A 25388-nucleotide genomic window follows, 5' to 3' on the forward strand; every position below is an offset into this window, starting at 1 on the left:
TGTTTTGTTTTTTCCAGCACTTTGTTTTTCCTCGTCTGTGCTCGTCGGGGCAGTTTTGTATTTATTAGCTTTGTTTTCGCCCTGTCGGCGACCAAACTTTCTTTTATCAGAAAAGAAAGTTGGCAAAGAAACTGACCACCGAATCACTTTCTGATCCAAATCATTCATTGCTTTTATAACGCACCGGCTCTTGCTGGCCATCCATGGCCAGAACGAGCCTAAGCCAAACATCCTGTTTGGCATTTGCTAAAAGCAATAAATGATTTGGGAAAGTTCAACGGTGGGGAAGTCGCAACCACATTGAGCAAGGTTTTATCGTAACTATTTGATTTTTATTAATTCAATGAGTGGGTATCCAGCACTTTGTTTTCAACGGGAGGAGTGGACGTAATTACATTGACTAAGGTTTTATTGTAACTGATTGATTTTTATTGATTCAACTAATGGGTCCAGCTTTATTATTCCTAATGGGTGACCCTCGAATTTCTGCGTAATATTCAGTATTTTTTGTGGTTTTTTTTATTTCTAAGTGGGTTAATGTGATAAGTTAAATCCAAAATATTAATTCACTTCTGAAGTTGCATCAATAAAGGAAATATTAATGATTGGATCTATATGGAACAAGTGGGATTTACATGTCCACTCACCTCTTACACATCAAAATAATCAATTTAATGGCGCAACAATTGAAAATTATGTTGATGTATTAATTGCCAATCAAATATCACTCGTTGGTGTGACTAATTATTTCTATTTTGCTGAAAATGAACTTGAAATTATTCGAAATGAAGTAGCCAAAAGATCTGCGGAAATTACGGTGTTAGGTAATGTTGAATTTAGGATTACCCAACCGAATAAAGATGGTGAATGGATAAATGTCCACTGTATTTTTGCCGAGCATGTCACCACTGCTCAAATTAATGAAGCTTTAGCACGATTTGAAATTGCCAATACAGGCGGTTTTCAAAAAGCAATTTACTGCTGCAATAGCTCATTCGTTCAAAATGGTATACAACCTTCCGATGTAATTGTTGACTTTGATAAACTCATTGAACACATGAAAAAAAGCTTTCGATTTGGTGTGGATTATTTGATCGCTGTTTGCCCAAATGGTTATGGAGGCTTTAGACCTGATGTTGCGGAAAATAGGTCTCTTAAAGTGGCAATAGAAATAGAGAAAAAAGGACAATTGTTATTAGGTAGAAAAGAAGATAGAGGTTTCTTTTTACACTATTTAGCAAGGTATGAAGGCGCAGTACCCAAACCTGTTTTTTGTTGCTCAGATGCACATGGTTTTACCAGCGATCCACAAAATGGAAAATTTTCCGTCGGTGAAAATTATACATGGGTAAAGGCAAAGCCAACATTTGAAGGGCTAAGACAGGCATTAATTGAACCAGAGGCAAGAGTTCAACAAACTGATGACTTTATTGAAAAAACGTTTATTAAACCTAAATTTACATCTATTCAGTTAGACGGTGAAATTTTTACTGGTCAAGCAATTAAATTCCAACCGCAAACTATTCTATTAAACCCTAATATGGTCGCTATTATTGGAGGGCGTGGTACCGGAAAAAGCTTGTTTCTAGATTCAATGCACTCAATGTTTAATCATCAAGCAGTATTCAATAATGCTCGAAGCGTTGATGTTAATAGCTTGAAAATTACTTTTGATCAGGGGGACGGTACTGAACTGGTTTTTAATTCACAAGATGATACCTACTCATACTTGCATGTATCTCAGGGAGATATTCAGAACTTTAGCCAAGAACCAAGTAAGTTAAGTGATGAAATCAAACGAATGTTAGGAATTCTCGGTGTTAACTTTAATACTGTGACCACTAATGCCATTACTGAAAATATCGGTAAATATAGAAGCTTTGTGCAGTATTGGGAATTATCTGATGTTGACGGTAATAGGTTGAACACACCAGAGCACCAAAATGCCATTAAAGCAAAGTTCACTAAGTTAATGGCAACTATTACTAATCCACAAAACCAGCTGCATATAGAGCAATATCAAAATAATTTGAAGTTAGCAAACGAAAAGCAAACGGTTATTAATGAGTTGGAAGAAGTTCAGGCTGTTATCGTAAGGTCAATACAAGAAATTAATTCAAGTTTAGGTGGAATTAATCAAAAGTTACTAGTACCGAATCATGTTCCGCTGTTAATAACAGAAGTAACAGAACAAAAAATTACCGCCAATATTTCACAATTTAAAGGTGAAATTTCTCAGTTGCAAACGAATAATTTGACTATTGTATCAGCTTTTAAGCAGCAAGGTATTAATCAAGATATATCTTCACTATTGGATAAAATTTCTGAATATCAGTTGGCTATTGATACTTCCGATGCAAAATTACAAGAAATACAATTAAGGACACAGCAATATCAGGAGTATGTTCAAACTAGGGCTAATCTAGCGTTAACATACCGTGACTATTTAAATGCAGAAAAATTAAAAGTAGATAATAAATTTCAGTCTTTGAAAGTCGATAAAGCGCATTGGAATGACGAACAAAATGCTCTAGTTGCTTCAATGCTTGCTGATATAAGTATTAACGGTAATATAATCTTTGATGATAAGAGATTTTATGAAGGGCTTGAAGGTTGCTTAAATAGAGGAAAATTTAGAGCTACACAAGTTCAAACCACGGCAAAACGCTTAGAAGAAATGTTTGCGATAAAAGGTATTGATGATTTCTTCAATTTGATAAATGGTAACCAACAAATTGCATGCGAAGGTGATGTTGATGCTCAAGGTCAGCAAAATAAAATAGCTATTGAAGGTTTATTCTGGAAACCGGAATACTTTAATCAGGGTGGAAGGTTTGAGCTACTAAACTATTTATTCTCACCTGACAGCATTAAAAACTACCTCTATGTTAATGCTGAATTTGAATACAAAGGTAAAACGGTTGATAAGCTAAGTGTTGGTCAACGAGGTACATTTTATGTTTGCTTGAAACTAGCAACAGACCCATTTGGTAGCCCATTTGTTTTCGACCAACCAGAAGATGATCTAGATAATGACTTTATAATGGGGGAGTTGGTTCCGTTGTTTAGTAAAATAAAAAAATATCGTCAGGTTATAATAGTTACTCATAATGCTAACCTCGTAGTAAATACAGATGCAGAACAGATCATTGTAGCTTCTAACGAAGGTGAAGTAATAAGTTATGAATCTGGTGCATTAGAGGATGGCAGTGTAGTCCGCAATCAAGGTACCAAAGCTAGCATTTGTAATATTTTAGAAGGTGGCAGCTATGCTTTTGAAAAGCGTGAGCGGAAATATGGGATACAAGCTTTAGTTTGATTTTAAACCAGAAAAGTACAAAGCACGAGACATTCAAACCTTACTCAACGCGGCTACAACATTCCCCCGTTAAGTTTTTCTGAATCAATCACTGCCTTTAGCAAGCGAAGGCAGGGATGCCGTTGCTAGCTCAGTTCGAGACATGGATGTCGAGTCTGAGCGGTGCGTTAAGAAGGCCGTTATTTATTCAGATTAAAAAACGATCGGGGCCAGTCTCTTTGCTTACTTTCTCTGCTGGCAGAGAGAAAGTAAAGTCGCCGAAAGGGCGAAATACAAAGCTAATAAACATCAAAGTGACCGGACGAGCGCAGACGAGCTAAATATTGAAAGTGTAAAGTAAGAACTCAAAAGGGTAGCTCGCTACCCAAACTTCGTACACTTCAACATATAATTCACATCCACATTCTGCGTGATTTTAAAATCATTCATCAACGGACTATACTCAACCCCACACAAATCATCACAATGTAACTGGGTTGCATCAATCGCACTTAACAACTGAGAAGGGCGAATGAATTTCTCATATTCATGCGTACCTTTAGGTACCCAACGTAACACATGCTCTGCGCCTAAAATCATCATTACATAGGCTTTCCATGTTTTATTAATGGTCGAAAAATAAACTGTGCCACCGGGTTTGACTAAATCACAACAGGCTTGAATAACAGAGGCTGGATCGGGCACATGCTCTAACATCTCCATGCATGTTACTAGATCAAACTGCTGTGGATGCGCATGCGCAAAATTCTCTGCGGTGGTTTTTTGATAATCAACCTTAGTTTCAGTCTCTAAAGCATGTAAACGGGCAATTTGTAATGAGGCATGTGCCATATCAATGCCTGTTACGTCAGCACCTTTAATTGCCATGCTCTTTGCTAAAATGCCGCCGCCACAACCAACATCGGCTACTTTTTTGCCAAATAACCCATCAACACCTTGCTCTATATATTCTAGACGTGTTGGGTTTAGCATATGTAACGGCTTGAAATCACCTTCTAAATCCCACCATTGCTCCGCCATTGCAGAAAACTTTTCAATTTCTTGCTGATCGACATTCGCTTCCAGCGCATTATCTTGTAATGAGGTCGTTTGTGCTGCGTTATTCTGTGATGGGGTGTTTTCAGCCACGCTATTGTCATCCTATTGAGTTGCGATTTTTATCCCCATGATACTTCAAGATGCAAAATCAACAAACCAAATTGTGCTTAGTCGCTAGGTTTAAAATTGAACTTTCGAGAGATTAACTTGGTTAACCTTGTATCGTGAGAATCGTTAAAAGGTATGACCAAATTGAGAATAACGCTCATAACATGACAACAATAACGAAGAGGAAATTTATTTTGCGATTCTAAGGGGCTTAAAATGCCACAAGAGGCTGCATGAAAAATGAGCAGTTAGTTAATAAATGCCCCATATTGCGCCATAAAACGATTCTCAGGCGATTTTGCCCATTAAAACGCTTCTGCCAAGGTGCATTTGTGCTACTATCGGCCTCTTACTAAATTCAGTCTATTTCCACTAAATTAAGGATTTCAGTTTCTATGAGCGAATTTGCCTCTGACGTTTCTCCAATTAATATTGAAGATGAATTAAAAAATTCTTATCTTGAATACGCAATGAGCGTGATCGTAGGTCGTGCATTGCCCGATGTACGTGATGGCCTAAAACCCGTTCACCGTCGTGTTCTGTTTGCCATGAATGTACTACGTAATGATTGGAACAAACCTTATAAAAAATCAGCACGTGTTGTTGGTGATGTAATCGGTAAATACCATCCACATGGCGACACTGCGGTATACGATACAATCGTTCGTATGGCGCAAGACTTCTCTCTACGTTACATGTTAGTTGATGGTCAAGGTAACTTTGGTTCTGTTGATGGCGATAGCGCCGCGGCGATGCGTTATACGGAAATCCGTATGCAGAAATTAGCGCATGAATTATTAGCCGATTTAGAAAAAGAAACCGTTGATTACGTACCTAACTATGATGGTACTGAGTTCATTCCTGAAGTATTACCAACAAAAATTCCGAACCTATTAATTAATGGTTCATCGGGTATTGCGGTTGGTATGGCAACGAACATTCCACCTCATAACTTAGGTGAAGTGATTAGCGCTTGTTTGGCATTAATCAAGAATGAAGATATTACTATCAATGAGTTGATTGAACATATCCCAGGCCCTGACTTCCCAACGGCTGGTATTATCAATGGCCGTAAAGGTATTGTTGAAGCTTACCATACGGGTCGCGGTAAAATTAAAGTACGCGCTAAAGCTGACATTGAAGTTAATGAAAAAACTGGTCGTGAAACGATCGTGGTTCATGAACTACCGTACCAAGTTAATAAAGCCCGCTTAATTGAAAAAATTGCTGAATTTGTTAAAGATAAAAAAATTGAAGGTATCAGCGCACTACGTGACGAGTCGGATAAAGATGGTATGCGCATGGTGGTTGAAGTTAAACGTGGCGAAGTGGGTGAAGTAGTTTTAAATAACCTTTACGCACAAACGCAAATGCAAGTGACATTCGGTATTAATGCCGTTGCACTTGACCACGGTCAGCCAAAATTATTTAACCTAAAAGAGATGTTAGAAGCGTTTATTCTGCATCGTCGTGAAGTAGTTACTCGCCGTACGGTATTTGAATTACGTAAAGCGCGTGACCGTGCACATATCCTTGAAGGGTTAGCGATTTCATTGGTTAACATTGAAGCCATCATTGAAATGATCCGTAAATCTCCAACACCAGCTGAAGCGAAATTAGCGCTACAGTCTCGTGGCTGGGATTTAGGTGCTGTTGATTCAATGCTTGAAGCAAGTGGTGTTGATGCTGCGCGTCCTGATGGTTTAGCTATTGAGTTTGGTATTCGTGATAACCAATACTTCATGACTGAAATTCAAGCACAAGCGATTCTAGATTTACGTCTGCACAAGTTAACTGGCCTTGAGCACGAGAAAATTTTAGGCGAGTATAAAGAGCTATTAGAAATCATTGCTGCTTTATTATTCATTCTTGAAAGTCCTGCTCGTTTGATGGAAGTGATTGAAGAAGAATTAGAAGAAGTACGTGATAACTTTGCTGATGAACGCCGTACTGAAATTACTGAATCTGAATCTGATTTATGTATGGAAGATTTGATCGTTGAAGAAGATGTGGTAGTAACACTTTCTCACGAAGGCTACGTTAAGTACCAACCGTTATCAGATTACGAAGCACAGCGTCGTGGTGGTAAAGGTAAAGCAGCGACTAAGATGAAAGATCAAGATTTTATTGAGAAACTGTTAGTAGCAAGTACGCACGATACGATTTTATGTTTCTCTACGCGTGGTCGTCTGTACTGGTTGAAAACATTCCAATTGCCATTAGCGTCTCGTCAAGCTCGTGGTCGTCCGATTGTGAATATTCTGCCGCTTGAAGAGGGCGAACGTATTACCGCAATCTTGCCAGTACGTGAATATGAAGATGATAAATATGTCTTCATGGCAACGGCTAACGGTACGGTTAAGAAAACGGCATTAAGTGCTTATAGTCGTCCACGTTCAAGTGGTTTAATTGCGATTAACTTAAATGATGACAATGAATTAATTGGTGTTGCGTTAACCGATGGTACTAATGAAATTATGTTGTTCTCGGATGCGGGTAAAGTAGTTCGCTTTAAAGAAGCGGAAGAAAGCGAAGTAACCGATGAAGAAGGTAATGTTGTATTAGATGAAGAGGGTAACCCTGAGATTAAATTCAAAGGTGTTCGTCCAATGGGTCGTACGGCAACGGGTGTTCGTGGTATTAAATTAAATGAAGGCGGTAAAGTCGTTTCATTAATCGTACCAAATGCAACGGGCCACATCTTAACAACAACAGAAAATGGTTACGGTAAACGTACGCCATTAGAAGATTACTCATCTAAGAGTCGTGCAACACAAGGTGTTATCTCAATCAAAGTGAGTGAGCGTAACGGTAAAGTGGTTGGTGCAGTACAAGTAGATGATAACGATGAAATCATGTTGATCTCTAACCGCGGTACGTTAGTACGTACACGTGTTTCTGAGGTTTCTGTGGTCGGTCGTAATACACAAGGCGTGACATTAATACGTACAGCTGAAGATGAAAAAATCGTTGCATTACAACGTATTGAAGAAATCAAAGATGTACCTGTTTACGATGAAAATGGCGAACTAGTTATACAAGAGCCAGCGGTAGTTGAGGGTGAAGTAGAAGAAAGTGAATCAGAGGCATTAGATAATGTCGAAGAGCAACCAACAGACGCACCTGAATAACAGTTAATTACAATTTAATAAGCGGCAATAGCCGCTTATTTTGTTTTAAAAGAGTCAACTTTTTAAGAGAATTAGCAATGACAAAAATATATAACTTTTGTGCGGGTCCCGCGATGTTACCTGAAGCTGTAATGCAACAGGCGCAAAGCGAGTTTTGTAATTGGCAAGGTTTAGGTGTTTCGGCGATGGAAGTGAGTCACCGTAGTCCTGAATATGTTGCTATGGCAAAACAATCTGAACTTGATTTACGTGAATTAATGGCTATTCCTGATAATTATAAAGTGCTGTTTTGTCATGGTGGCGGACGCGGCCAATTCGCTGCTGTACCGCTTAATTTATTGGGTGATAAATTAGACGCTGATTATATCGTTACTGGGCAGTGGTCTAAATCTGCCGTGGCGGAAGCTAAAAAACACGCTCGCATTCATGAAACCGATATCATGCTAACCACAGAGCAAGGTAAAGTTGCAGTTAAACCAAGTGCGGATTGGAATGTTAATGCCGGTGCGGCTTATGTGCATTATTGCCCTAATGAAACCATTGAAGGCATCGAAATATTTGATGTGCCTGAAACGGGTGTCGTGCCGTTAGTGGCGGATATGAGCTCAACCATTTTGTCGCGCACCATTGATGTTTCAAAATTTGGTGTTATTTATGCCAGCGCGCAGAAAAACATTGGTCCATCTGGTTTGGCGATTGTGATTGTACGTGAAGATTTAATTGGCCATGCACGCAAAGCGATCCCGTCTATTTTTGATTATCAAATTCAAAGCGACTTTGACTCAATGTACAACACACCGCCTACTTACTCATGGTATCTAGCCGGTCTAGTGTTTAAATGGTTATTAGCGGAAGGTGGCATAGCGGCTATTGAGCAAAAGAATATTGCTAAAGCAGAGTTGCTTTATAACGCAATTGATAAGTCTGCTTTTTATACTAATAATGTTGATGCAAGTGTTCGTAGCCGTATGAATATTCCTTTCACATTAGCTGACGATAGCTTGAATGAAACCTTCTTAAGTGAAGCTAAAGCTGCGGGTCTATTAACTTTAAAAGGGCATAAATTAGTTGGCGGAATGCGCGCTAGCATTTATAACGCAATGCCGATTGAAGGCGTACAAGCTTTAGTTGATTTTATGGCTGTTTTCGAGAAGAAATACGCCTAAGTTAAGGTCCAAAAATCATCTGTTTTTAAAGTGTTATGTTTGAGTCATTAAACTAGCACTTTTTTTACATGGTTTTTATAAGTCATGCGTTACACCACACTCTTTAAAGAATCGCTTTTAAGAACACCTATAAAGAGCAGATTCAAAGAAAAATAAAGCATTGTAAGGAACTGGAATGAGTAATGATTTTTTAAGCTTGGCCAATGTTGGAGTACAAAAATTACGCCCGTACCAAGCAGGTAAACCAACCGATGAGTTAGAACGTGAATTAGGTATTACTGATATTGTAAAGCTTGCCTCAAATGAAAACCCGCTCGGGTTAAGCGAGTCAGTTAAATTAGCATTACAAAAAGAGTTAGCGGAATTAACGCGTTATCCAGATGCTAATGGTTTTTATCTAAAGCAAGCACTTGCCACTAAGTATTCGGTTAATAACGATCAAATTACTTTGGGCAATGGTTCAAATGATCTGTTAGAACTTATTGCGCGTGCTTTTGTTGATAGCAGTCACGAAGTGATGTTTGCAGAGCATGCATTTGTGGTTTATCCGTTAGTGACACAGGCGATTGGCGCGACAGCAGTCGTGGTTAAAGCGAAAGACTATGGTCATGACTTAAGTGCGATGGCCGCCGCTATCACCGATAAAACCAAGCTTATCTTCATTGCTAACCCAAATAATCCAACGGGTACGTTTTTAGAGCAAACAGAAATCAAAGACTTTTTAGCAAAAGTACCGACGCGAGTATTAGTGGTATTAGACGAAGCTTATTTTGAATATGCAGACAATACACGTCGCGGTAATGCCATTGCTTGGATTAAAGAGTTCCCTAACTTAATCGTTTCTCGTACTTTCTCAAAAGCCTATGGTTTGGCGGGATTACGTGTTGGTTACTGTATTTCACACCCTGAAATTGCTGATATTTTAAACCGTGTTCGTCAGCCCTTTAATTGTAATGCACTAGCGTTAAAAGCCGCTGAAACTGTTTTGCAAGATGAGCAATATCTAGCTGAAGGTGTGGCATTAAATAATGCCGGTATGCAGGATTTATGTGCTTTTTTTGATACGAATAATTTAGATTATATTCCATCAATGGGTAATTTTGTAACGGTCAAAGTTGCGCGAGAAGATGATCAACAATCAGGTGATGAGGTTTACCAGCAGTTATTACTGCAAGGTGTGATTGTAAGACCTGTTACCGGTTATGGTTTGCCTAACCATTTGCGTATCAGTATTGGTACAGAAGCGGAAAATCAGCGCTTCAAGCAAGCACTTACTAAAGTTTTAAATTTGCAATAAGAGAACGAATACTATGGAACAGTTATTATTAAACCCGATTAAGAAAGTCGATGGTGAGATTAATTTACCGGGCTCAAAAAGCTTGTCGAATCGTGCCTTATTGTTAGCGGCATTGGCAAAAGGTACAACCACGTTAACCAACTTATTAGACAGTGATGATATTCGTCATATGTTAAATGCGTTAACCAAGTTGGGTGTAAATTACCAATTGTCAGCAGATAAAAAGCAATGTGTCGTGGAAGGGTTAGGACATGCGTTTAATACTCAAGCGTTAGGTGATATTGAGCTGTTTTTAGGTAATGCAGGTACGGCAATGCGCCCATTATGTGCGGCATTATGTTTAGGTCAAGGTGAATATACTTTGACAGGTGAACCGCGTATGTTTGAGCGCCCAATTGGCTCTTTAGTGGATTCATTAAAGCAAGCTGGCGCAGACGTGACTTACTTAAAAAATGAAAACTACCCACCATTAAAAATCAAAGGAACTGGCCTAAAGGGCGGTACTATTTCTATTGATGGTAGCGTTTCAAGTCAGTTTTTAACGGCGTTTTTGATGTCTGCACCGATGGCTTCTGAAGATACAACCATTAATATCGTGGGTGAATTAGTATCAAAACCTTATATCAAAATCACGCTACAAATTATGCAAGACTTTGGTGTTGAAATAGATAATGTTGATGGTAATTACCATACCTTTGTTATCAAAGGCGGACAAACTTACCAAGCACCGGGCGCCTATTTGGTAGAAGGTGATGCGTCATCGGCTTCTTATTTTTTAGCGGCAGCGGCGATTGGCGGCGGCAGTATTAAAGTGACCGGAATTGGTAAAAAATCAGTTCAAGGTGATATTCAATTTGCTGATGCATTAGAAGCAATGGGCGCTAATATTGAATGGGGTGACGATTACATTAAAGCCAGCAAAGGTCAGCTTAAAGCCATTGATATGGATATGAATCATATTCCTGATGCGGCAATGACCATTGCGGTAGCGGCTTTGTTTGCTGAAGGTACTACCAAAATTACTAATGTTTATAACTGGCGTGTGAAAGAAACCGATCGCTTATACGCGATGGCGACTGAGCTACGTAAAGTGGGCGCAGAAGTAGTTGAAGGGCATGACTTTATCGAAGTGACAGCACCTACACAAATCAAACATGCTGAAATTGATACCTACGATGATCACCGTATCGCGATGTGTTTTTCATTAGTTGCTTTAAGTGGTACACCAGTAATCATTAACGACCCCAAATGTACTTCAAAAACATTCCCAGATTACTTTGAAAAATTAGCATCAGTTAGTTTTTAATTGTGTTCATTTGATGCAACAAAAAAGCGTTTATATTCACTGTTCTTAAATGCTTAATAAAAACCTACTTCGGTAGGTTTTTTATTGCCTTAGCATTTATTATCTCAGTATTTATTACCTCTGTATTCATTACTTAAAGCTTTCCTGTTTATTTCACGAGACGCAGTTTAAATTTCATCAGGCGCTATTTTAAATTGATTAGACGCTGTTTAAATTTCATCAGGCGCTATTTTAAATTCATTAGACACTATTTAAATTTCATCAGACATTATTATGAATTTTATAAGTACTAATGATTAGTGCTGTAAAAACGAATAGTTAATGTTGTCAGCCCTAATTATTCAATTAAGCACTCACTTACCGCAATATTTTGCCATTACTTTTTTAAAAGTCAGATGTCTAAATTGTCAACATTTTGTCAGTTATTTTTATATCTTTGTTAACATCTTTTAAATATCGAACTGGCATTGGGGAAATCTATCCCTTTAGGGCGTTGTATCGCTCTTTAAACAAGCTTTTCGCTTTCTTTTCTTGCTGTATTTTTAGTGGGTTGGTAGAGTACGCGAATTACTTTTATTCGCTTCTTTTGGAAATCTTCATGTTTAAAATGTTCCGTGGTATGTTCTCTAACGATTTATCAATCGATTTAGGAACTGCAAATACCCTTATTTATGTAAAAAACCAAGGTATTGTATTGGATGAGCCTTCAGTGGTTGCAATCCGTATGGATAAAAATGGCAAAAGAGTTGCTGCTGTTGGTAGTGCTGCAAAGCAAATGTTAGGGAAAACACCTGGAAATATTCAAGCGATTCGTCCTATGAAAGATGGGGTAATTGCTGACTTCTATATTACTGAAAAAATGTTGCAACATTTCATCAAGCAAGTTCATAACAACAGCTGGATGCGTCCTAGCCCACGCGTTTTAGTGTGTGTGCCTTGTGGCTCAACACAAGTTGAACGCCGTGCTATTCGTGAATCTGCAATGGGCGCTGGTGCGCGTGATGTGTTTTTAATCGATGAGCCAATGGCTGCTGCAATCGGTGCTGGTATGCCAGTGTCTGAAGCAAAAGGTTCAATGGTTGTTGATATTGGTGGCGGTACGACGGAAGTTGCTGTTATCTCATTAAACGGTATTGTTTACTCTGCTTCTGTGCGTATTGGTGGCGATAAGTTTGATGAAGCGATCATCAATTATGTACGTCGTAATTATGGTTGTACTATCGGTGAAATTACCGCTGAGCGTATCAAACATAGCATTGCAATTGCTTACCCAATTGACGAAATTAAAGAGATTGAAGTACGTGGTGTTAATGTTGCTGAAGGCGTTCCTCGCAGCTTTACATTAAACAGCAACGAAATCCTAGAAGCATTACAAGAGCCATTAAGTGGCATTGTCGCTGCTGTGATGGTTGCGTTAGAGAAAACACCACCGGAACTGGCTGCTGATATAGCAGAGCAGGGTATGGTATTAACAGGTGGTGGCGCATTGTTATGTGAAATAGACCGATTGTTGTCAGAAGAATCTGGCATTCCCGTTATTATTGCTGATGATCCCCTTACCTGTGTTGCACGTGGCGGCGGTATGGCATTAGAGATGATCGATACGCATGGCGGCGATGTCTTTAACGGAGATTGATATTTCTAGCGCAGGCTAAATCCTGCGCTCTGATTCAATAGAAATACCCATGAAAACAATTTTTACCCGCGGTCCTTCTTTTACGTTAAGGCTATTCATTGTAATAGCCTGTTGCGTAGGTTTGCTGATCGCTGATAGTCAGTTTAATCTTTTCTCCTCCGTACGTGTTTACCTCAATTCTATTGTTTCTCCTATTCAATATGTTGCCGATGCGCCACAAAAATTGTTCAGTGCCTTCTCTGAAAATATTATGACTAGGCAAGCGTTAGTGGATCGCAACCAACAGCTTGAGAAAGATAATTTACATTTAAAAGCAGACCGTTTGTTACTTGGCCAGTTGCAAAGTGAAAACAAGCAATTACGAGAATTATTGAACTCTAAAAAACAATTTAAAAACAAACGTATGATCACCGAAGTGATGAGCTTACGTTCAGACCCGTTTACACATCAACTATTGATCGATAAAGGGGCCATTAATGGTGTCTATCTCGGGCAACCGGTGATTAATGAACAGGGTGTGGTTGGCCAAGTGTCACAAGTGGGTAGTACCACCAGTCGCGTTGTGTTAATTGTTGATGCTAGCCATGGTATTCCTGTACGCGTGCAGCGTAACGATGCAATTGCTGTGGTACATGGTAGTGGTGCATGGGATAAGTTGAATGTGCCTTTTGTACAAAGTAATGCCGATATTAAAGAAGGTGACTTGCTGGTGACATCGGGATTAGGTGGGCGTTTTCCTGCTGGTTATCCTGTTGCTAAAATTAGCCGTTTTGAATATCAAGAAGGTGAGTTATATGCAACGGTGACGGCGACGCCTGTGGCGGACTTAGATAGAAGCCGTTATTTATTATTGTTGTGGAATAATGATCCGTTAGCGGGTGCAGATTTAACCTTAGACTCGCCGGAAATGTTCGATGAACCTGTTCAATAGTTATAAAATAATTTATTTCACATTTTTTGTTTGTTTGGTTGCTGCTATTTTTCCGCTACCGATCATACTTAATGCGTTTCGTCCGGATTGGATGGTGTTAGTTCTGTGTTATTGGATCATCGCTTTACCGCACCGAGTGAATATAGGACATGCTTTTATTCTAGGTCTATTTTTAGACCTGTTGCTCGGCTCGATCCTTGGTATGCATGCCATGCTACTGTCGTTACTCGCCTATATCACCAGTATTAACTTTCAACGTTTTCGAAACTTCACCTTAGTACAAACAACGTTACTGTTAGGTGCGTTTATTTTTATGTCCAAACTTGCCTTGTATTGGATCGCATCGAGTATGCAAGAGATCGTTTTACACCGTCATTATTTTTGGTCAGTGTTTACTTCCATGTTGGTTTGGCCATGGTTTTTTCTGTTTATGCGTTTTTTACGTATCCGCTTTAAGGTCAGCTAATAATGCCTATCTTCCTTGCCTCGAATTCACCCCGCAGAGGTGAATTATTATCGCAAATTAATATTCAATATGAACGAATTACAGCAGGTATTGACGAAGTTCAACAAGCTCATGAAAGTAGCTCAGAATACGTGCAACGGTTGGCATTAGAGAAAGCATTAGCGGGTTTAGATAACAATAATCAGCAAGGTGTGGTGTTAGGAGCGGATACTATTGTAGTTTGTGCTGAAACTGTGATGGAGAAGCCAAAAAATAAGCAACATGCTCGACAAATGATGACATTATTGTCGGATAATACTCATCAAGTGTTAACTGCGGTTGCGGTTGTTTCTGCACATCAACAGCGCGTTAAGTTAGTTACCACTGATGTCACATTTAAAGCATTAACAGAACAAGAAATTTCGGACTATTGGGAAACAGGTGAACCACAGGATAAAGCGGGTGGTTACGGTATTCAAGGTATTGCGGGTCAATTTGTGACTCATCTCTCCGGTAGCTATAGTGCTGTGGTAGGGCTTCCCCTCTACGAAACAGCTCAACTGATCAAAAGTGTTAAAGGATAACAGCATGTCTGTTGAATTATTAATGAATATTACCCCAACTGAAACGCGTGTTGCGTTAATTGAAGGGGGAGTTTTACAAGAGTTACATATTGAACGCCAGGCGAGTAAGGGCATTGCAGGTAATATTTATAAAGGCAAAGTGACACGTGTTCTCCCTGGTATGCAAGCGGCTTTCATTGATATCGGTTTAGAAAAAGCGGCTTTTTTACATGCGTCAGATATCGACCCTCGTACTGAATGTGTTGCAGATCCTGAAAGAGATAAATTCAAAGTGGCTGATATTTCGACCTTAGTTCGTCCGGGGCAAAATATTATTGTGCAAGTGGTTAAAGATCCACTCGGTACAAAAGGCGCACGCTTAACGACAGATATTACGTTACCTTCTCGTTATTTAGTGTTTATGCCCGATACACAGCATGTCGGTGTGTCACAGCGTATTGAAAGCGCTGAGGAAAGAGAGCGTCTTAAAGAGATTACTCAATCCTGTGTTAACGAATTAGGTGGTTTTATCATTCGCACCGCTGCTGAAGGTGCACCTGAAGAAGAATTAAGAAATGATGCCGCTTTTCTGCAGCGTGTGTGGAATAAAGTGATCACACGTAAACAGCGTACTCAAACTAAAAATAAGATGTTATATCAAGATCTTGGATTGGCATTTCGTATTCTGCGTGATTTTGTAGGCAATGAAATTGATCGTATTCGTATAGATTCAAAGTTGAGCTTTAAGCAACTTTCTAAATTTAGCGTGGAGTTTGTCCCTGAATTAGCCAAAAAAGTCGAATATTATGATGGTGCAAGTCCTATTTTCGACCTGTTTGATGTTGAAAATGAAGTGCAGCGAGCATTAAATAGAAAGGTTGAATTAAAATCTGGTGGTTATTTAATTATTGACCAAACGGAAGCGATGACTACGGTAGATATCAATACCGGTGCGTTTGTGGGACATCGTAACCTTGAAGAGACCATTTTTAATACTAACATTGAAGCAACCTTAGCAATTGCACGTCAATTAAGATTACGTAATTTAGGTGGGATCATTATACTCGATTTCATTGATATGAAGCTTTTAGAGCATAGACGCCGTGTATTTAATAGTTTAGAACAAGCTTTATCTAAAGATCGTGTGAAAACACATATTAATGATTTCTCGCCGCTGGGTTTGATTGAGATGACTCGTAAGCGCACTCACGAAAGTTTAGAGCATATTTTTTGTGGCGAATGTAGTACTTGTAATGGCCGTGGTTACGTTAAAACAGTAGAAACCGTTTGTTATGAAATATTGCGTGAAATATTACGTGTTGACCGTGCCTTTACTGCTGAGCGTTTTGTTGTTTATAGCTCTGTTGGGGTTGCTGAAGCGTTACAGGGCGATGAGTCCTATAACCTTGGCGAATTAATTGTGTTTATGCAAAAACGCGTAGAAATTCATGCTGAACCTTTATATGGTCCAGAGCAGTTTGATGTCGTTATGATGTAGTTATTATACGGCTATAGTAAGGCTATAGTACGGTTATAGTGCCGTTAGTATGTAGCTATGAAGTAGGAGAAAGTAGGTTTAATGGGTTATCATTTTTGAAACATGTCACCTTTAAATGGTTAAAGCGACTCTGGGTACTGCTCGCTGCCAAATTAATTATTATTGCAGTGTTATTGACCATTGCACGCTTTGCTATCAATAGCGTTGATGATTATAAAGAGCAGCTAGTAGAGTGGGTGGCAGCGGAGCAGAATATCAATGTTAATGCTGAAAAAGTCTCGGCAGGCATTGACTTTTCTGGCTTAGTATTAACCTTAAAAGATGTGACCTTGATTGATACTCAAGTATTACCCTTTGAGTTAAAAATTGAACATCTATTTTTACATTTCGACTTTATTGACAGCTTAACTAAGCAAAAGCTTATCTTTAATGATATTTCATTAAAGGGAGCAAATTTATCATTAAAATCAGCACAAAAGCAGAACCCAGTTGTTTCTGCGAATTCTCAGCAATTAACTTCTCAAGCTATTGCCACTCAATCTGCCGCTAGTGCATCGGTTTCATCTCAAACGATTGCTAGCCAGCCTGCATCACCTACATCTGCAGAAGATCAAGCACAATCAGAGTTAACGCTTGATGCACTTAAAAATATATTTTTATTGCACTTGAGTTCATTTTCTATCACCGATAGCCAAATTAATTTTATCGATCATCTAAATAATAAAAAGACTATTTTAATCCAAGATCTTAGTTGGGTTAACGATGACAAACGCCATCAAGGTGTTGGTAAAGCATCATTACCTAATACACAGGGTGAGAATACATTACAGTTTGTGATTGATATTACAGGTGATGCAGAAGCCGAGAATGACCAGTTGATTGGTCGTTTTTACGCACAGGCTGAAAACCTAAATGCAACCGAATACTTACAACCTCAAGTAAATCCATTAGCAGAGCTTAAAAAAGCCATTGTTTCTTTTGAAGTTTGGAGTGACTTTGATTTTAATGGACCTAAGAGCATGCAGTTGCAATGGGGTAATTCAGAGATTGCCTGGTCGATGTTAAACCAATCTCATGAATGGCAAATTAATGATGGTTTATTACAATTTACGGATCAAGATAAACATTGGTTATTCGATAGTTACGATTTAAATATTACCCACAATTACATTCCGCTTAATGATGCTAATTTTTCTGGGGCGGGTATTGATAATGAATTTGGTGAATTTGACCTAGCAGGCGTTAATGTTAATTCAATCGTGCCCTTTGCTCTTTTATTTTCAACATTGCCTGAAGCGAATATTGAGCAAATACTAGCCCTTGAGTTGGGTGGCGATGTAAATAAAGTAGGATTATTAGTGGATCAATCCGGCGAATATTCAATAAGTGCGAATATTGATGCCTTTAACAATCAAGCGGTGGGTGCATTTCCTGGTATTAGTGATGCTAATATTTCATTAGTTAGCAATCAACGAGCTGGTCGCGCTAGTATTCAACTTGGTCCTCAATCTATCCTTTTTGATAAGCAGTTTAGTCGTAGTATGCCATTGCAAAAAGGGCAATTTGAACTGCGTTGGGGGAACCAACAAGATGGATTCAAACTGGTCAGTGATAAAAGTATATTAGTGACCGATGAACTTGATAGCAGCAGTCAATTTACACTGTTTTTTCCAAACGATAGCAAGACGAGTAGCCCATTTTTGAGCTTGTATACTTATGCCTCTTTAAGTGATGTAGAAAAAGCACAATACTACCTGCCGATGTTAGCTATGGGTAAAGATGTTTTTAATTATTTACAACCGACCCTTAAAAAAGGCTCTGTTTCTGGCGCCAAAATTGTATGGCATGGTGCGTTATCGGATTACCCTTACCAAAATAACCAAGGTGTTTTTCAAGCATCAGTACCCGTTAAAAATGGTCAATATGACTTCTATCCAGGTTGGGAAGGGTTAAGTGATTTAGATTTAGACCTATTATTTGAAAATGACTCATTATCAATGAGTAGTGATAAAGCGAAATTAGGCGATATGCAAGTCGATTCATTATCGGCTGTAATTGATCATTTAAGAGCCGATGGGATATTGACTATCGATGCTAAAGTCGCAGAAGAGTCTACATCAATTGCTGATTACCTGATCGCTTCTCCACTGCAAAACAGTGTTGGTAAGGTGGTGCAAATGATCCGTCTTGCTGGCCAAGTGACAGGTGCTTTAACCTTAGAAATTCCATTGGATTCCACGGCTAAAGAAACCGTTGCTAAAGGTAAGCTGGATTTAAACGATAATGATATTGATATTGAATTAACCAGCGATGTGATCCTGCCATTTAAACAAGTAAAAGGTCAGTTTAGTTTCATTAATGGTGACTTAACGGCCAATGGCCTGACCGCTACTTTATTTGAGCAACCGGTTAATTTATCCTTTTCCAGTAAAGAATCAGTGGAACAATACCAACTCACTGCCAACCTTTCTGGGCTTTGGGATGTCGCGAAGTTAAGTCGCTATGAAAAACAGTTAGCACCGCTGCAGTCTATTGGTAATTTAGATTGGCAGGGGCAACTCGATTTTACTCAACGTCCAAATAACAGCTATCAATTTGCCGTGAACTTATCGTCTCAATTACAAGGAGTTAAGGTCGGGTTACCCGCACCATTTAATAAAAATTCATTACAAGCATGGCCGACCTCTATTAAGATCAGCGGTAATCAACGTGCGACACAATGGGATGCTCGGATTAATAATAAGTTGAAATCCGAAGGGGAAATATTACACCCGCTGAATTCTAATGATGAAAGAGTACCAGTGCTTAAATACCTTTATCTAGGACTTGGCACTGGACAATCGATTGACGTTGATAAGAGTAAAAATATTGTTCGTATTAGCGGTGACAATATTAACTTAACACCTTGGGCCGAGGTGGTGAATAATTGGTTTGCTAGCAATAAAAGCGAAACAGCTGATAAGCAAGCAATGTCAAAGGAACCATCAATATTTAAAATTAATGACGTTTATGTGGATATTAGACACGCGGAGTTATTTCAACAACCTTTAGTTAACCTTGATGCAAAAGCCAGTTATAACAATGATTTTTGGGCGGTTAAACTTAATGCCGATAATTTACAGGGCAATATAGAATATCGACAGGGCGTACCTGAACGTTATGATATTAATATTAAAAAAATGGATTTTAAGTTGTTTGATATTGACGGCTTACAACAATTATTGGCACAACCGGAAACGACATCATTACCTAAGATCAGTGATAACTTACGAAAAGACTATCCAGAAGTATTTTTAGAATGTGTGCAATGTAACCTTGAAAAAATGCAATTGTCACCGCTTAAAGCACATGTGTACCCGAGTAAAACAAGCTTTAATATTGATTACTTAAAGATAGGAAAAGAAGGTCAGGCAACCAATATTTCAGGTGTTTGGGACCAGCGCCGTACAAATATTATTGTGGATAGCAAAGGTAACAGCGATAACAGTATTGTTCATCGTTTAGGCTATAGCAGCCCAATGGTTTATGAACAAGCGGCGCTAAATGGTGCGTTAAATTGGATTGGTGCACCTTGGAAGTTTAACTTAGATTCGTTGAACGGTGAGCTTTCAGTGAAAGCTGAGAATGGCCAAATCACTGAAGTTGATGATAAAGGTGCTCGCCTCTTAAGCTTCTTAAGCCTTGATGGTATTCGCCGTAGTTTGAACCTAGAGTTTGGTAATATTTTTTCTAAAGGACTAGGTTTTGACGATATGTCGCTTTCCGCCAATATTAGTAATGGTATTTTGAAAAATGATGATTATTTTTTAAATGGTTCGGCGGGGAAAATATCAGGCGAAGGTTTAATTGACTTACCCAACCTCAATGTTAACTATCGTTTTAGTTATAGTCCCGCTGTGACCTCTAGCTTACCGGTGTTGGCTGCCTTTGCTATTAACCCATTAACTGGCGCTGCGGTATTAATGATGACCAAAATACTTGAACCGGTTGTGGATAGTATTATTCGTGTCGACTTTTCTGTTAAAGGTGCGTTAGAGGATCCAGACGTTAAAATAGAAGACAGACAAAGAGGCGTGGTTAAACTGCAAAATAGCGAAGTGTTAGAAGAGATTGAAGATAGTGTTGTTGGCAATAGTAATGGTAAGGTTAAAAACAGCGCTGCCGTAAGTGACGTCAAAAAATAGATGTGTTCGACGCTAAGAGTTAAGTACTAAGTGACAGGTGTTAAGTGTTAAATAGTAAGTACCAAGAGTTAAGTGCTAATACTTTGAAGCGCATTGTTAACGCACCGCATAAGTAAAAATTTTATGAGGAGTACAAATTTCAGGACAGAGGAAAATTTTGCAGTGGGTCAATAGACACAATGTTAATCCTTTGCTGTTAACTACTTGCTTTTCACTACTTGTTTACGGCTGTCATTTTTTGACGTATTTTGCTGTAGGCTACTACTATAAAATGTCACTATAAACTTTCACACTAAACTATCGTTACAAATTATCACCTGAAAATGAGGTCATGTTAAATGAGCACTAAAAATAGTCACACTGCAACATGTCAACTGGTTGCCATTCAAGTAGTAAGCAATGATTGTATTGAAGATAATTTTCAACAGATTATTGAGCAATTACAGGCACTACCTGAATCAGAAGAAGTGGTAAATCGATTGGTGTTATTACCAGAAAATGCACTTAGTTTTTCCAGTAGAAAGCATTATTTAAGTGTCGCTGAAGTGTTAGGTGCTGGGCCTATTCAAAGCCGATTAAGTGAATTGGCTATTCAGTATCACTGTACCTTAGTCTGTGGTAGTTTTCCGATTCAAAGTGAACAATCAGAAAAAATATATACAAGTAGTTTGGTTTTTTCGCCGCAGGGTGAATTGATCGCACATTACAATAAGATACACTTGTTCGATGCCGATGTGGCAGACACTCAGGGGGCATATCGAGAGTCTGATACCTTTATCGCAGGAAAAGAAATTAAGGTCATTGATTGCGGTTTTGCGAAAGTTGGCCTCGCTATCTGTTATGATTTACGTTTTCCAGGATTGTTCCAGCAACTTAGAGAGCTTGAGGCTGATATTATCTTATTGCCAGCCGCTTTTACTAAGGTAACGGGTGAAGCACATTGGCAAGCCTTATTACAGGCTAGAGCCATTGAAACCCAGTGTTACTTTATTGCTGCTAATCAAGGTGGGGAGCATTTTCTTAATCATGCTCACTTCGAGCCGCGTTATACTTTTGGGCATTCCATGATCATAGATGCGTGGGGAAAAATAATGACTCAGCTGACCACTGGTAAGGGTGTTATCTATGCCAATTTTGATCAAGAAAAATTACTCGATATAAGAAAAATAATGCCTGTACAGCAACATAATAAATTTAGCTGTACACAAAAACTTTAATAGAAATAAGGATCGTCAATGTCTTTTGAACAAGTAGTAGACAATTTTTTAGCACCTGCTGATATGCAAATTAGTGATTTAGAATCACAACTGAGTCAAATTTCTGGAGCTCAAATTGACTATGCTGATTTTTATTTTCAAGCAAGCCGACATGAATCTTGGTTGTTAGAAGATGGGATTGTCAAAGAAGGCAGTTATAACATCGAAAAAGGCATTGGTATTCGTGCTGTGTCTGGTGAAAAAACCGGCTTTGCATATTCTGATCATATCTCTAAAAAAGCCATTACTGAAGCCGCTAATGCTGCCAAAAGTATTGCTAATTCAGGGCAAGAAAAGTCAGTAAAGCTAGTCATGCCAACAGCACAACCTATTTATTATGGTTCAGCGGATCCTTTGCAAAGCATGAGCCGCGACAAAAAAATTGAGCTATTGAAACAAGTTGATACCTTCGCGCGCGCTCTAGAGCCTTCTGTTAGTGAAGTTACTGTGTCATTAAACGCCGTTTATGAAGAAATATTAGTAGCTGCAAGCGATGGTACATTAGCGTCAGATATTCGCCCTTTGATCCGTTTTAGTTGTTCTGTGTTAATTGAGAAAAATGGTAAACGCGAACGAGGTAGTGCCGGTGGTGGTGGTCGTTTTGATTTAGATTATTTTACCGATACGCAAGAAGGTGAACTTAGAGCCTTCTCTTATGCGCGCCAAGCTGTTCGTCAGGCTCTCGTTAATATTGATGCTATTGCTGCTCCTGCAGGAGCTATGCCGGTTATTGTTGGTGCTGGCTGGCCTGGTGTATTGTTACATGAAGCAGTAGGGCACGGTTTAGAAGGTGATTTTAATCGTAAAGGTTCATCTGCATTTTCTGGAAAAATAGGCCAGCAAGTTGCTTCTAAGCATTGCACTATTATCGATGATGGTAGTATTGCTGATCGCCGTGGTTCAGTGAACATAGACGATGAAGGTACTAAAGGTCAGCGTAATGTTCTCATTGAAAATGGTATTTTAAAAGGTTACATGCAAGATAAACTCAATGCACGTTTGATGGGTGTTGCGCCAACGGGGAACGGACGTCGTGAATCCTATGCGCATTTACCAATGCCACGTATGACCAATACCTTTATGTTAAATGGTGAGTATGAGCATGATGAGTTAATTGAAAGTGTTAAAAAAGGTATCTACGCGCCTAATTTTGGTGGTGGGCAAGTGGATATTACTTCAGGTAAATTTGTATTCTCTGCCTCTGAAGCTTATTTGATTGAAGACGGAAAAATCACCGCCCCGATCAAAGGCGCGACATTAATTGGTAATGGCTTTGATACCATGCAGCAAGTGTCTATGGTGGCTAATAATATGTGCTTAGACCCAGGCGTTGGTGTTTGTGGTAAGGAAGGGCAAAGTGTACCGGTTGGTGTTGGTCAGCCGTCACTTAAAATTGACCAATTAACCGTTGGTGGAACTAATTAATTTACATTTTTAAGTTTGATTAACTTCAAATAAAGATATATAAAAAAAGCCTGTCCAGTTTTCACTGCACAGGCTTTTTATTTAGCTTTGTTAATGTTTTATAAAGACAGCTACTTATAAACAGTTGGTTTTTAAGTAGACAAACAGCTCTTTAGCAGTTTTAGCTGGTTTTTCTAATTTCTTTTCTTTATTCGCTTGGCGAATCATTTGGCGTAGTTTTTGACGTTCAAGTTGTGGGTACATCTCTAGCGCATCATTTACTTTAGGGTCGCCTAATTCAATCAACTGATCTGTTAGCAACTGTAAATGCGAAATCGCATGGGTACGTTTACGGTTGTTATCATTGAGAATATCCAACTTAGCAGTGATTTTTTCCATATCTTCGGTACGTAATACTTTCCCGATATATTGTAATTGTCTGCGTAATGCTTCATGTTTAGTGGATATTTTATGCGCTACTTTAATCCCTTCCATCAAGGTATCACTGCCAGGGATTTGTGCTAATTGCTTTGCATTTAAGGCCACTAATTGGCGACCAATATCTTTTAAAGCTTCAGCTTCACGTTTAATTTGCGACTTACTGATCTCGTCTTCTTCAAAGATCTCTTCAACTTTTTTATTCATAGCTTATGGTCTATCACGTTAGGGATTAAATAATTAAGCGCATCATACCATCATCACAAGATGCTTACCTTAATCCATGTTATTATTTCTTATCTTAAATTTAATTATACATTGTGGTGCTTAAACATGATTGAACAGAAACAGTTACTAGAAAATGCCGTTAATACGGCGCTTAATATTGCCAATGATTTAGGTGTAAGCCAAGCTGAAGTTGCGTTAGGGAAAAGTGCTGGGATTTCTGTGAACACCCGTTTAGGTGAAGTTGAAAACATTGAGTTTAACCACGATGGAGCAATGGGGATCAGTGTTTATGTTGATCACCGCAAAGGAAGCGCTTCTACCGCTGATTTAAGCGAAGAGGCGATTGCTGCGAGTGTTAAAGCGGCGGTTGATATTGCCAAGTATACAAGCCAAGACCCCTATGCAGGCTTATTAGATAAACGCTTTTTAGAACAAGCTCCCATTGATTTAGATTTATACCATGCAAGTGATAAAAATACCGACCAACTGTTAGCTTTAGCCAAACAATGTGAAGATATTGCGTTGAATTTAGATAAACGCATTGTTAATTCAGATGGTGCAGGTGTTAATAGCCATACTAGTTTGCAGGTGTACGGTAACAGCAATGGTTTCTTAGAAAGTTATGGCAGCAGTCGCCACAGTTTAAGTTGTGTCTTAATTGCACAGGAAAACGGTGAGATGCAACGTGATTATAGTTATACCAGTGCCCGTGATATGGATGACCTCTTTTCTGCACAATGGGTTGCTGAACAAGCAGTGAAGCGCTCGGTTGAACGTTTAGGTGCCCGTAAAATAGCCACACAGGAAAGCCCTGTATTATTTTGTCCTGAAATGGCAAGTGGCTTATTTGGTCATTTAGTGAGTGCGATTAGTGGCGCAAGCTTATATAAAAAATCTTCATTTTTATTAGACTCAATTAATACTCAAATATTCCCTGACTGGTTGTCAATTTCTGAAGACCCACATATCGTTAAAGGGATTGCTAGTTCACCCTTCGATAGTGAAGGCGGACGTACTATAAAACGCAATATTATCGACAATGGCTTTTTACAAACTTATTTATTAACGGGTTATGCTGCACGTAAAATGGGTCTAGAAAGTACTGGCCATGCTGGCGGTATCCATAATTGGTTTGTAAAGGATGGCGGACTTGATTTAGCTGGTCTATTAAAAGAGATGGGCTCCGGATTATTTGTCACTGAGTTAATGGGGCAAGGCGTTAATATGGTGACCGGTGATTACTCTCGTGGTGCGGCGGGCTTCTGGGTCGAAAATGGTGTGATTGCTTACCCTGTTCATGAAATTACTATTGCTGGTAACTTGAAAGAGATGTTCATGGATATTAGTGCTGTTGGTTGTGATACCGACCCAAGAAGTAGCTTACAAACGGGTTCTATCTTAATTAAAAAAATGAAGATAGCTGGCGCATAAATTACACAT

General features: G+C 38.9%; 16 protein-coding genes. 14 read left to right on the forward strand and 2 right to left on the reverse strand.

The genetic code is table 11. The features are described 5' to 3' along the window. The first annotated feature begins 601 nt into the window (after nucleotides 1-601). Entirely contained in the window at nucleotides 602-3319 is a 2718-nt protein-coding gene (locus MT391_RS10700; protein ID WP_499497971.1) for a TrlF family AAA-like ATPase, read from the forward strand. Nucleotides 3320-3679: 360 nt separating this feature from the next. On the opposite strand, the gene ubiG is transcribed toward MT391_RS10700, so the two are convergent. Continuing rightward, nucleotides 3680-4384, reverse strand: coding sequence for a bifunctional 2-polyprenyl-6-hydroxyphenol methylase/3-demethylubiquinol 3-O-methyltransferase UbiG (gene ubiG / locus MT391_RS10705; protein WP_499498042.1), 705 nt, complete (start codon nucleotides 4382-4384; stop codon nucleotides 3680-3682). A gap of 476 nt (nucleotides 4385-4860) precedes the next feature. On the opposite strand from ubiG, the gene gyrA reads away from it, so the two are divergent. The 12 genes from gyrA to tldD all read left to right on the forward strand — a co-directional run bounded on the left by gyrA (nucleotide 4861) and on the right by tldD (nucleotide 23303). Then, nucleotides 4861-7596 carry a DNA topoisomerase (ATP-hydrolyzing) subunit A gene (gene gyrA, locus MT391_RS10710; protein WP_499497972.1) on the forward strand — a complete coding sequence of 912 codons (2736 nt, stop codon included), beginning with the start codon at nucleotides 4861-4863 and terminating at the stop codon, nucleotides 7594-7596. A gap of 77 nt (nucleotides 7597-7673) precedes the next feature. Further along, nucleotides 7674-8762, forward strand: a complete 1089-nt coding sequence (gene serC / locus MT391_RS10715) for a 3-phosphoserine/phosphohydroxythreonine transaminase (protein ID WP_499497974.1) — start codon at nucleotides 7674-7676, stop codon at nucleotides 8760-8762. Nucleotides 8763-8937: 175 nt separating this feature from the next. Next, nucleotides 8938-10059 carry a histidinol-phosphate transaminase gene (gene hisC / locus MT391_RS10720; protein WP_499497976.1) on the forward strand — a complete coding sequence of 374 codons (1122 nt, stop codon included), beginning with the start codon at nucleotides 8938-8940 and terminating at the stop codon, nucleotides 10057-10059. A 13-nt stretch (nucleotides 10060-10072) separates the two neighbouring features. Continuing rightward, the gene (gene aroA / locus MT391_RS10725; RefSeq protein ID WP_499497978.1) at nucleotides 10073-11365 is read left to right on the forward strand and encodes a 3-phosphoshikimate 1-carboxyvinyltransferase; all 1293 of its coding nucleotides are present in this window, start codon (nucleotides 10073-10075) and stop codon (nucleotides 11363-11365) included. Between the two features lie 598 nt (nucleotides 11366-11963). After that, the gene (locus tag MT391_RS10730; protein WP_166369702.1) at nucleotides 11964-13001 is read left to right on the forward strand and encodes a rod shape-determining protein; all 1038 of its coding nucleotides are present in this window, start codon (nucleotides 11964-11966) and stop codon (nucleotides 12999-13001) included. 49 nt (nucleotides 13002-13050) lie between these two features. After that, complete coding sequence (gene mreC, locus MT391_RS10735) at nucleotides 13051-13932, forward strand: rod shape-determining protein MreC (protein ID WP_166369704.1); 882 nt, start codon at nucleotides 13051-13053, stop codon at nucleotides 13930-13932. After that, nucleotides 13916-14398 (forward strand): rod shape-determining protein MreD, encoded by a 483-nt coding sequence (gene mreD / locus MT391_RS10740; protein ID WP_499497980.1) that lies wholly within the window; start codon nucleotides 13916-13918, stop codon nucleotides 14396-14398. Before mreC ends, mreD begins: the two co-directional genes overlap by 17 nt. A gap of 2 nt (nucleotides 14399-14400) precedes the next feature. Beyond that, nucleotides 14401-14961 (forward strand): Maf family protein, encoded by a 561-nt coding sequence (locus MT391_RS10745; RefSeq protein WP_499441479.1) that lies wholly within the window; start codon nucleotides 14401-14403, stop codon nucleotides 14959-14961. Between the two features lie 4 nt (nucleotides 14962-14965). Next, nucleotides 14966-16438, forward strand: a complete 1473-nt coding sequence (gene rng, locus MT391_RS10750; protein WP_166369710.1) for a ribonuclease G — start codon at nucleotides 14966-14968, stop codon at nucleotides 16436-16438. A gap of 95 nt (nucleotides 16439-16533) precedes the next feature. After that, nucleotides 16534-20622: a YhdP family protein gene (locus tag MT391_RS10755; RefSeq protein WP_499497981.1), complete on the forward strand. Its 4089-nt coding sequence runs from the start codon at nucleotides 16534-16536 to the stop codon at nucleotides 20620-20622. Nucleotides 20623-20960: 338 nt separating this feature from the next. Continuing rightward, nucleotides 20961-21839, forward strand: coding sequence for a carbon-nitrogen hydrolase family protein (locus MT391_RS10760; RefSeq protein WP_499497983.1), 879 nt, complete (start codon nucleotides 20961-20963; stop codon nucleotides 21837-21839). An 18-nt stretch (nucleotides 21840-21857) separates the two neighbouring features. Continuing rightward, nucleotides 21858-23303 (forward strand): metalloprotease TldD, encoded by a 1446-nt coding sequence (tldD, locus tag MT391_RS10765; protein ID WP_166369716.1) that lies wholly within the window; start codon nucleotides 21858-21860, stop codon nucleotides 23301-23303. A gap of 114 nt (nucleotides 23304-23417) precedes the next feature. Here the strand turns inward: tldD and yjgA are convergent, their stop codons facing one another. Next, nucleotides 23418-23927, reverse strand: coding sequence for a ribosome biogenesis factor YjgA (yjgA, locus tag MT391_RS10770; protein WP_299663979.1), 510 nt, complete (start codon nucleotides 23925-23927; stop codon nucleotides 23418-23420). Between the two features lie 126 nt (nucleotides 23928-24053). On the opposite strand from yjgA, the gene pmbA reads away from it, so the two are divergent. Continuing rightward, complete coding sequence (gene pmbA / locus MT391_RS10775; RefSeq protein WP_499497984.1) at nucleotides 24054-25379, forward strand: metalloprotease PmbA; 1326 nt, start codon at nucleotides 24054-24056, stop codon at nucleotides 25377-25379. The last annotated feature ends 9 nt before the right edge of the window (nucleotides 25380-25388 follow it).

Source organism: Vibrio sp. 1-Bac 57 (genome assembly GCF_037546855.1).
In the GTDB taxonomy this organism is placed as follows: Bacteria; Pseudomonadota; Gammaproteobacteria; order Enterobacterales; family Psychromonadaceae; genus Psychromonas.

What these genes read in the sequence shown, in the direction of transcription:
- hisC (WP_499497976.1), top strand. Translation starts at nt 8,938, where the DNA reads ATGAGTAATGATTTTTTAAGCTTGGCCAATGTTGGAGTACAAAAATTA.
- serC (WP_499497974.1), top strand. Translation starts at nt 7,674, where the DNA reads ATGACAAAAATATATAACTTTTGTGCGGGTCCCGCGATGTTACCTGAA.
- MT391_RS10700 (WP_499497971.1), top strand. Translation starts at nt 602, where the DNA reads ATGATTGGATCTATATGGAACAAGTGGGATTTACATGTCCACTCACCT.
- yjgA (WP_299663979.1), bottom strand. Translation starts at nt 23,927, where the DNA reads ATGAATAAAAAAGTTGAAGAGATCTTTGAAGAAGACGAGATCAGTAAG.
- rng (WP_166369710.1), top strand. Translation starts at nt 14,966, where the DNA reads ATGTCTGTTGAATTATTAATGAATATTACCCCAACTGAAACGCGTGTT.
- mreD (WP_499497980.1), top strand. Translation starts at nt 13,916, where the DNA reads ATGAACCTGTTCAATAGTTATAAAATAATTTATTTCACATTTTTTGTT.
- pmbA (WP_499497984.1), top strand. Translation starts at nt 24,054, where the DNA reads ATGATTGAACAGAAACAGTTACTAGAAAATGCCGTTAATACGGCGCTT.
- MT391_RS10760 (WP_499497983.1), top strand. Translation starts at nt 20,961, where the DNA reads ATGAGCACTAAAAATAGTCACACTGCAACATGTCAACTGGTTGCCATT.
- gyrA (WP_499497972.1), top strand. Translation starts at nt 4,861, where the DNA reads ATGAGCGAATTTGCCTCTGACGTTTCTCCAATTAATATTGAAGATGAA.
- MT391_RS10745 (WP_499441479.1), top strand. Translation starts at nt 14,401, where the DNA reads ATGCCTATCTTCCTTGCCTCGAATTCACCCCGCAGAGGTGAATTATTA.
- mreC (WP_166369704.1), top strand. Translation starts at nt 13,051, where the DNA reads ATGAAAACAATTTTTACCCGCGGTCCTTCTTTTACGTTAAGGCTATTC.
- tldD (WP_166369716.1), top strand. Translation starts at nt 21,858, where the DNA reads ATGTCTTTTGAACAAGTAGTAGACAATTTTTTAGCACCTGCTGATATG.
- aroA (WP_499497978.1), top strand. Translation starts at nt 10,073, where the DNA reads ATGGAACAGTTATTATTAAACCCGATTAAGAAAGTCGATGGTGAGATT.
- MT391_RS10730 (WP_166369702.1), top strand. Translation starts at nt 11,964, where the DNA reads ATGTTTAAAATGTTCCGTGGTATGTTCTCTAACGATTTATCAATCGAT.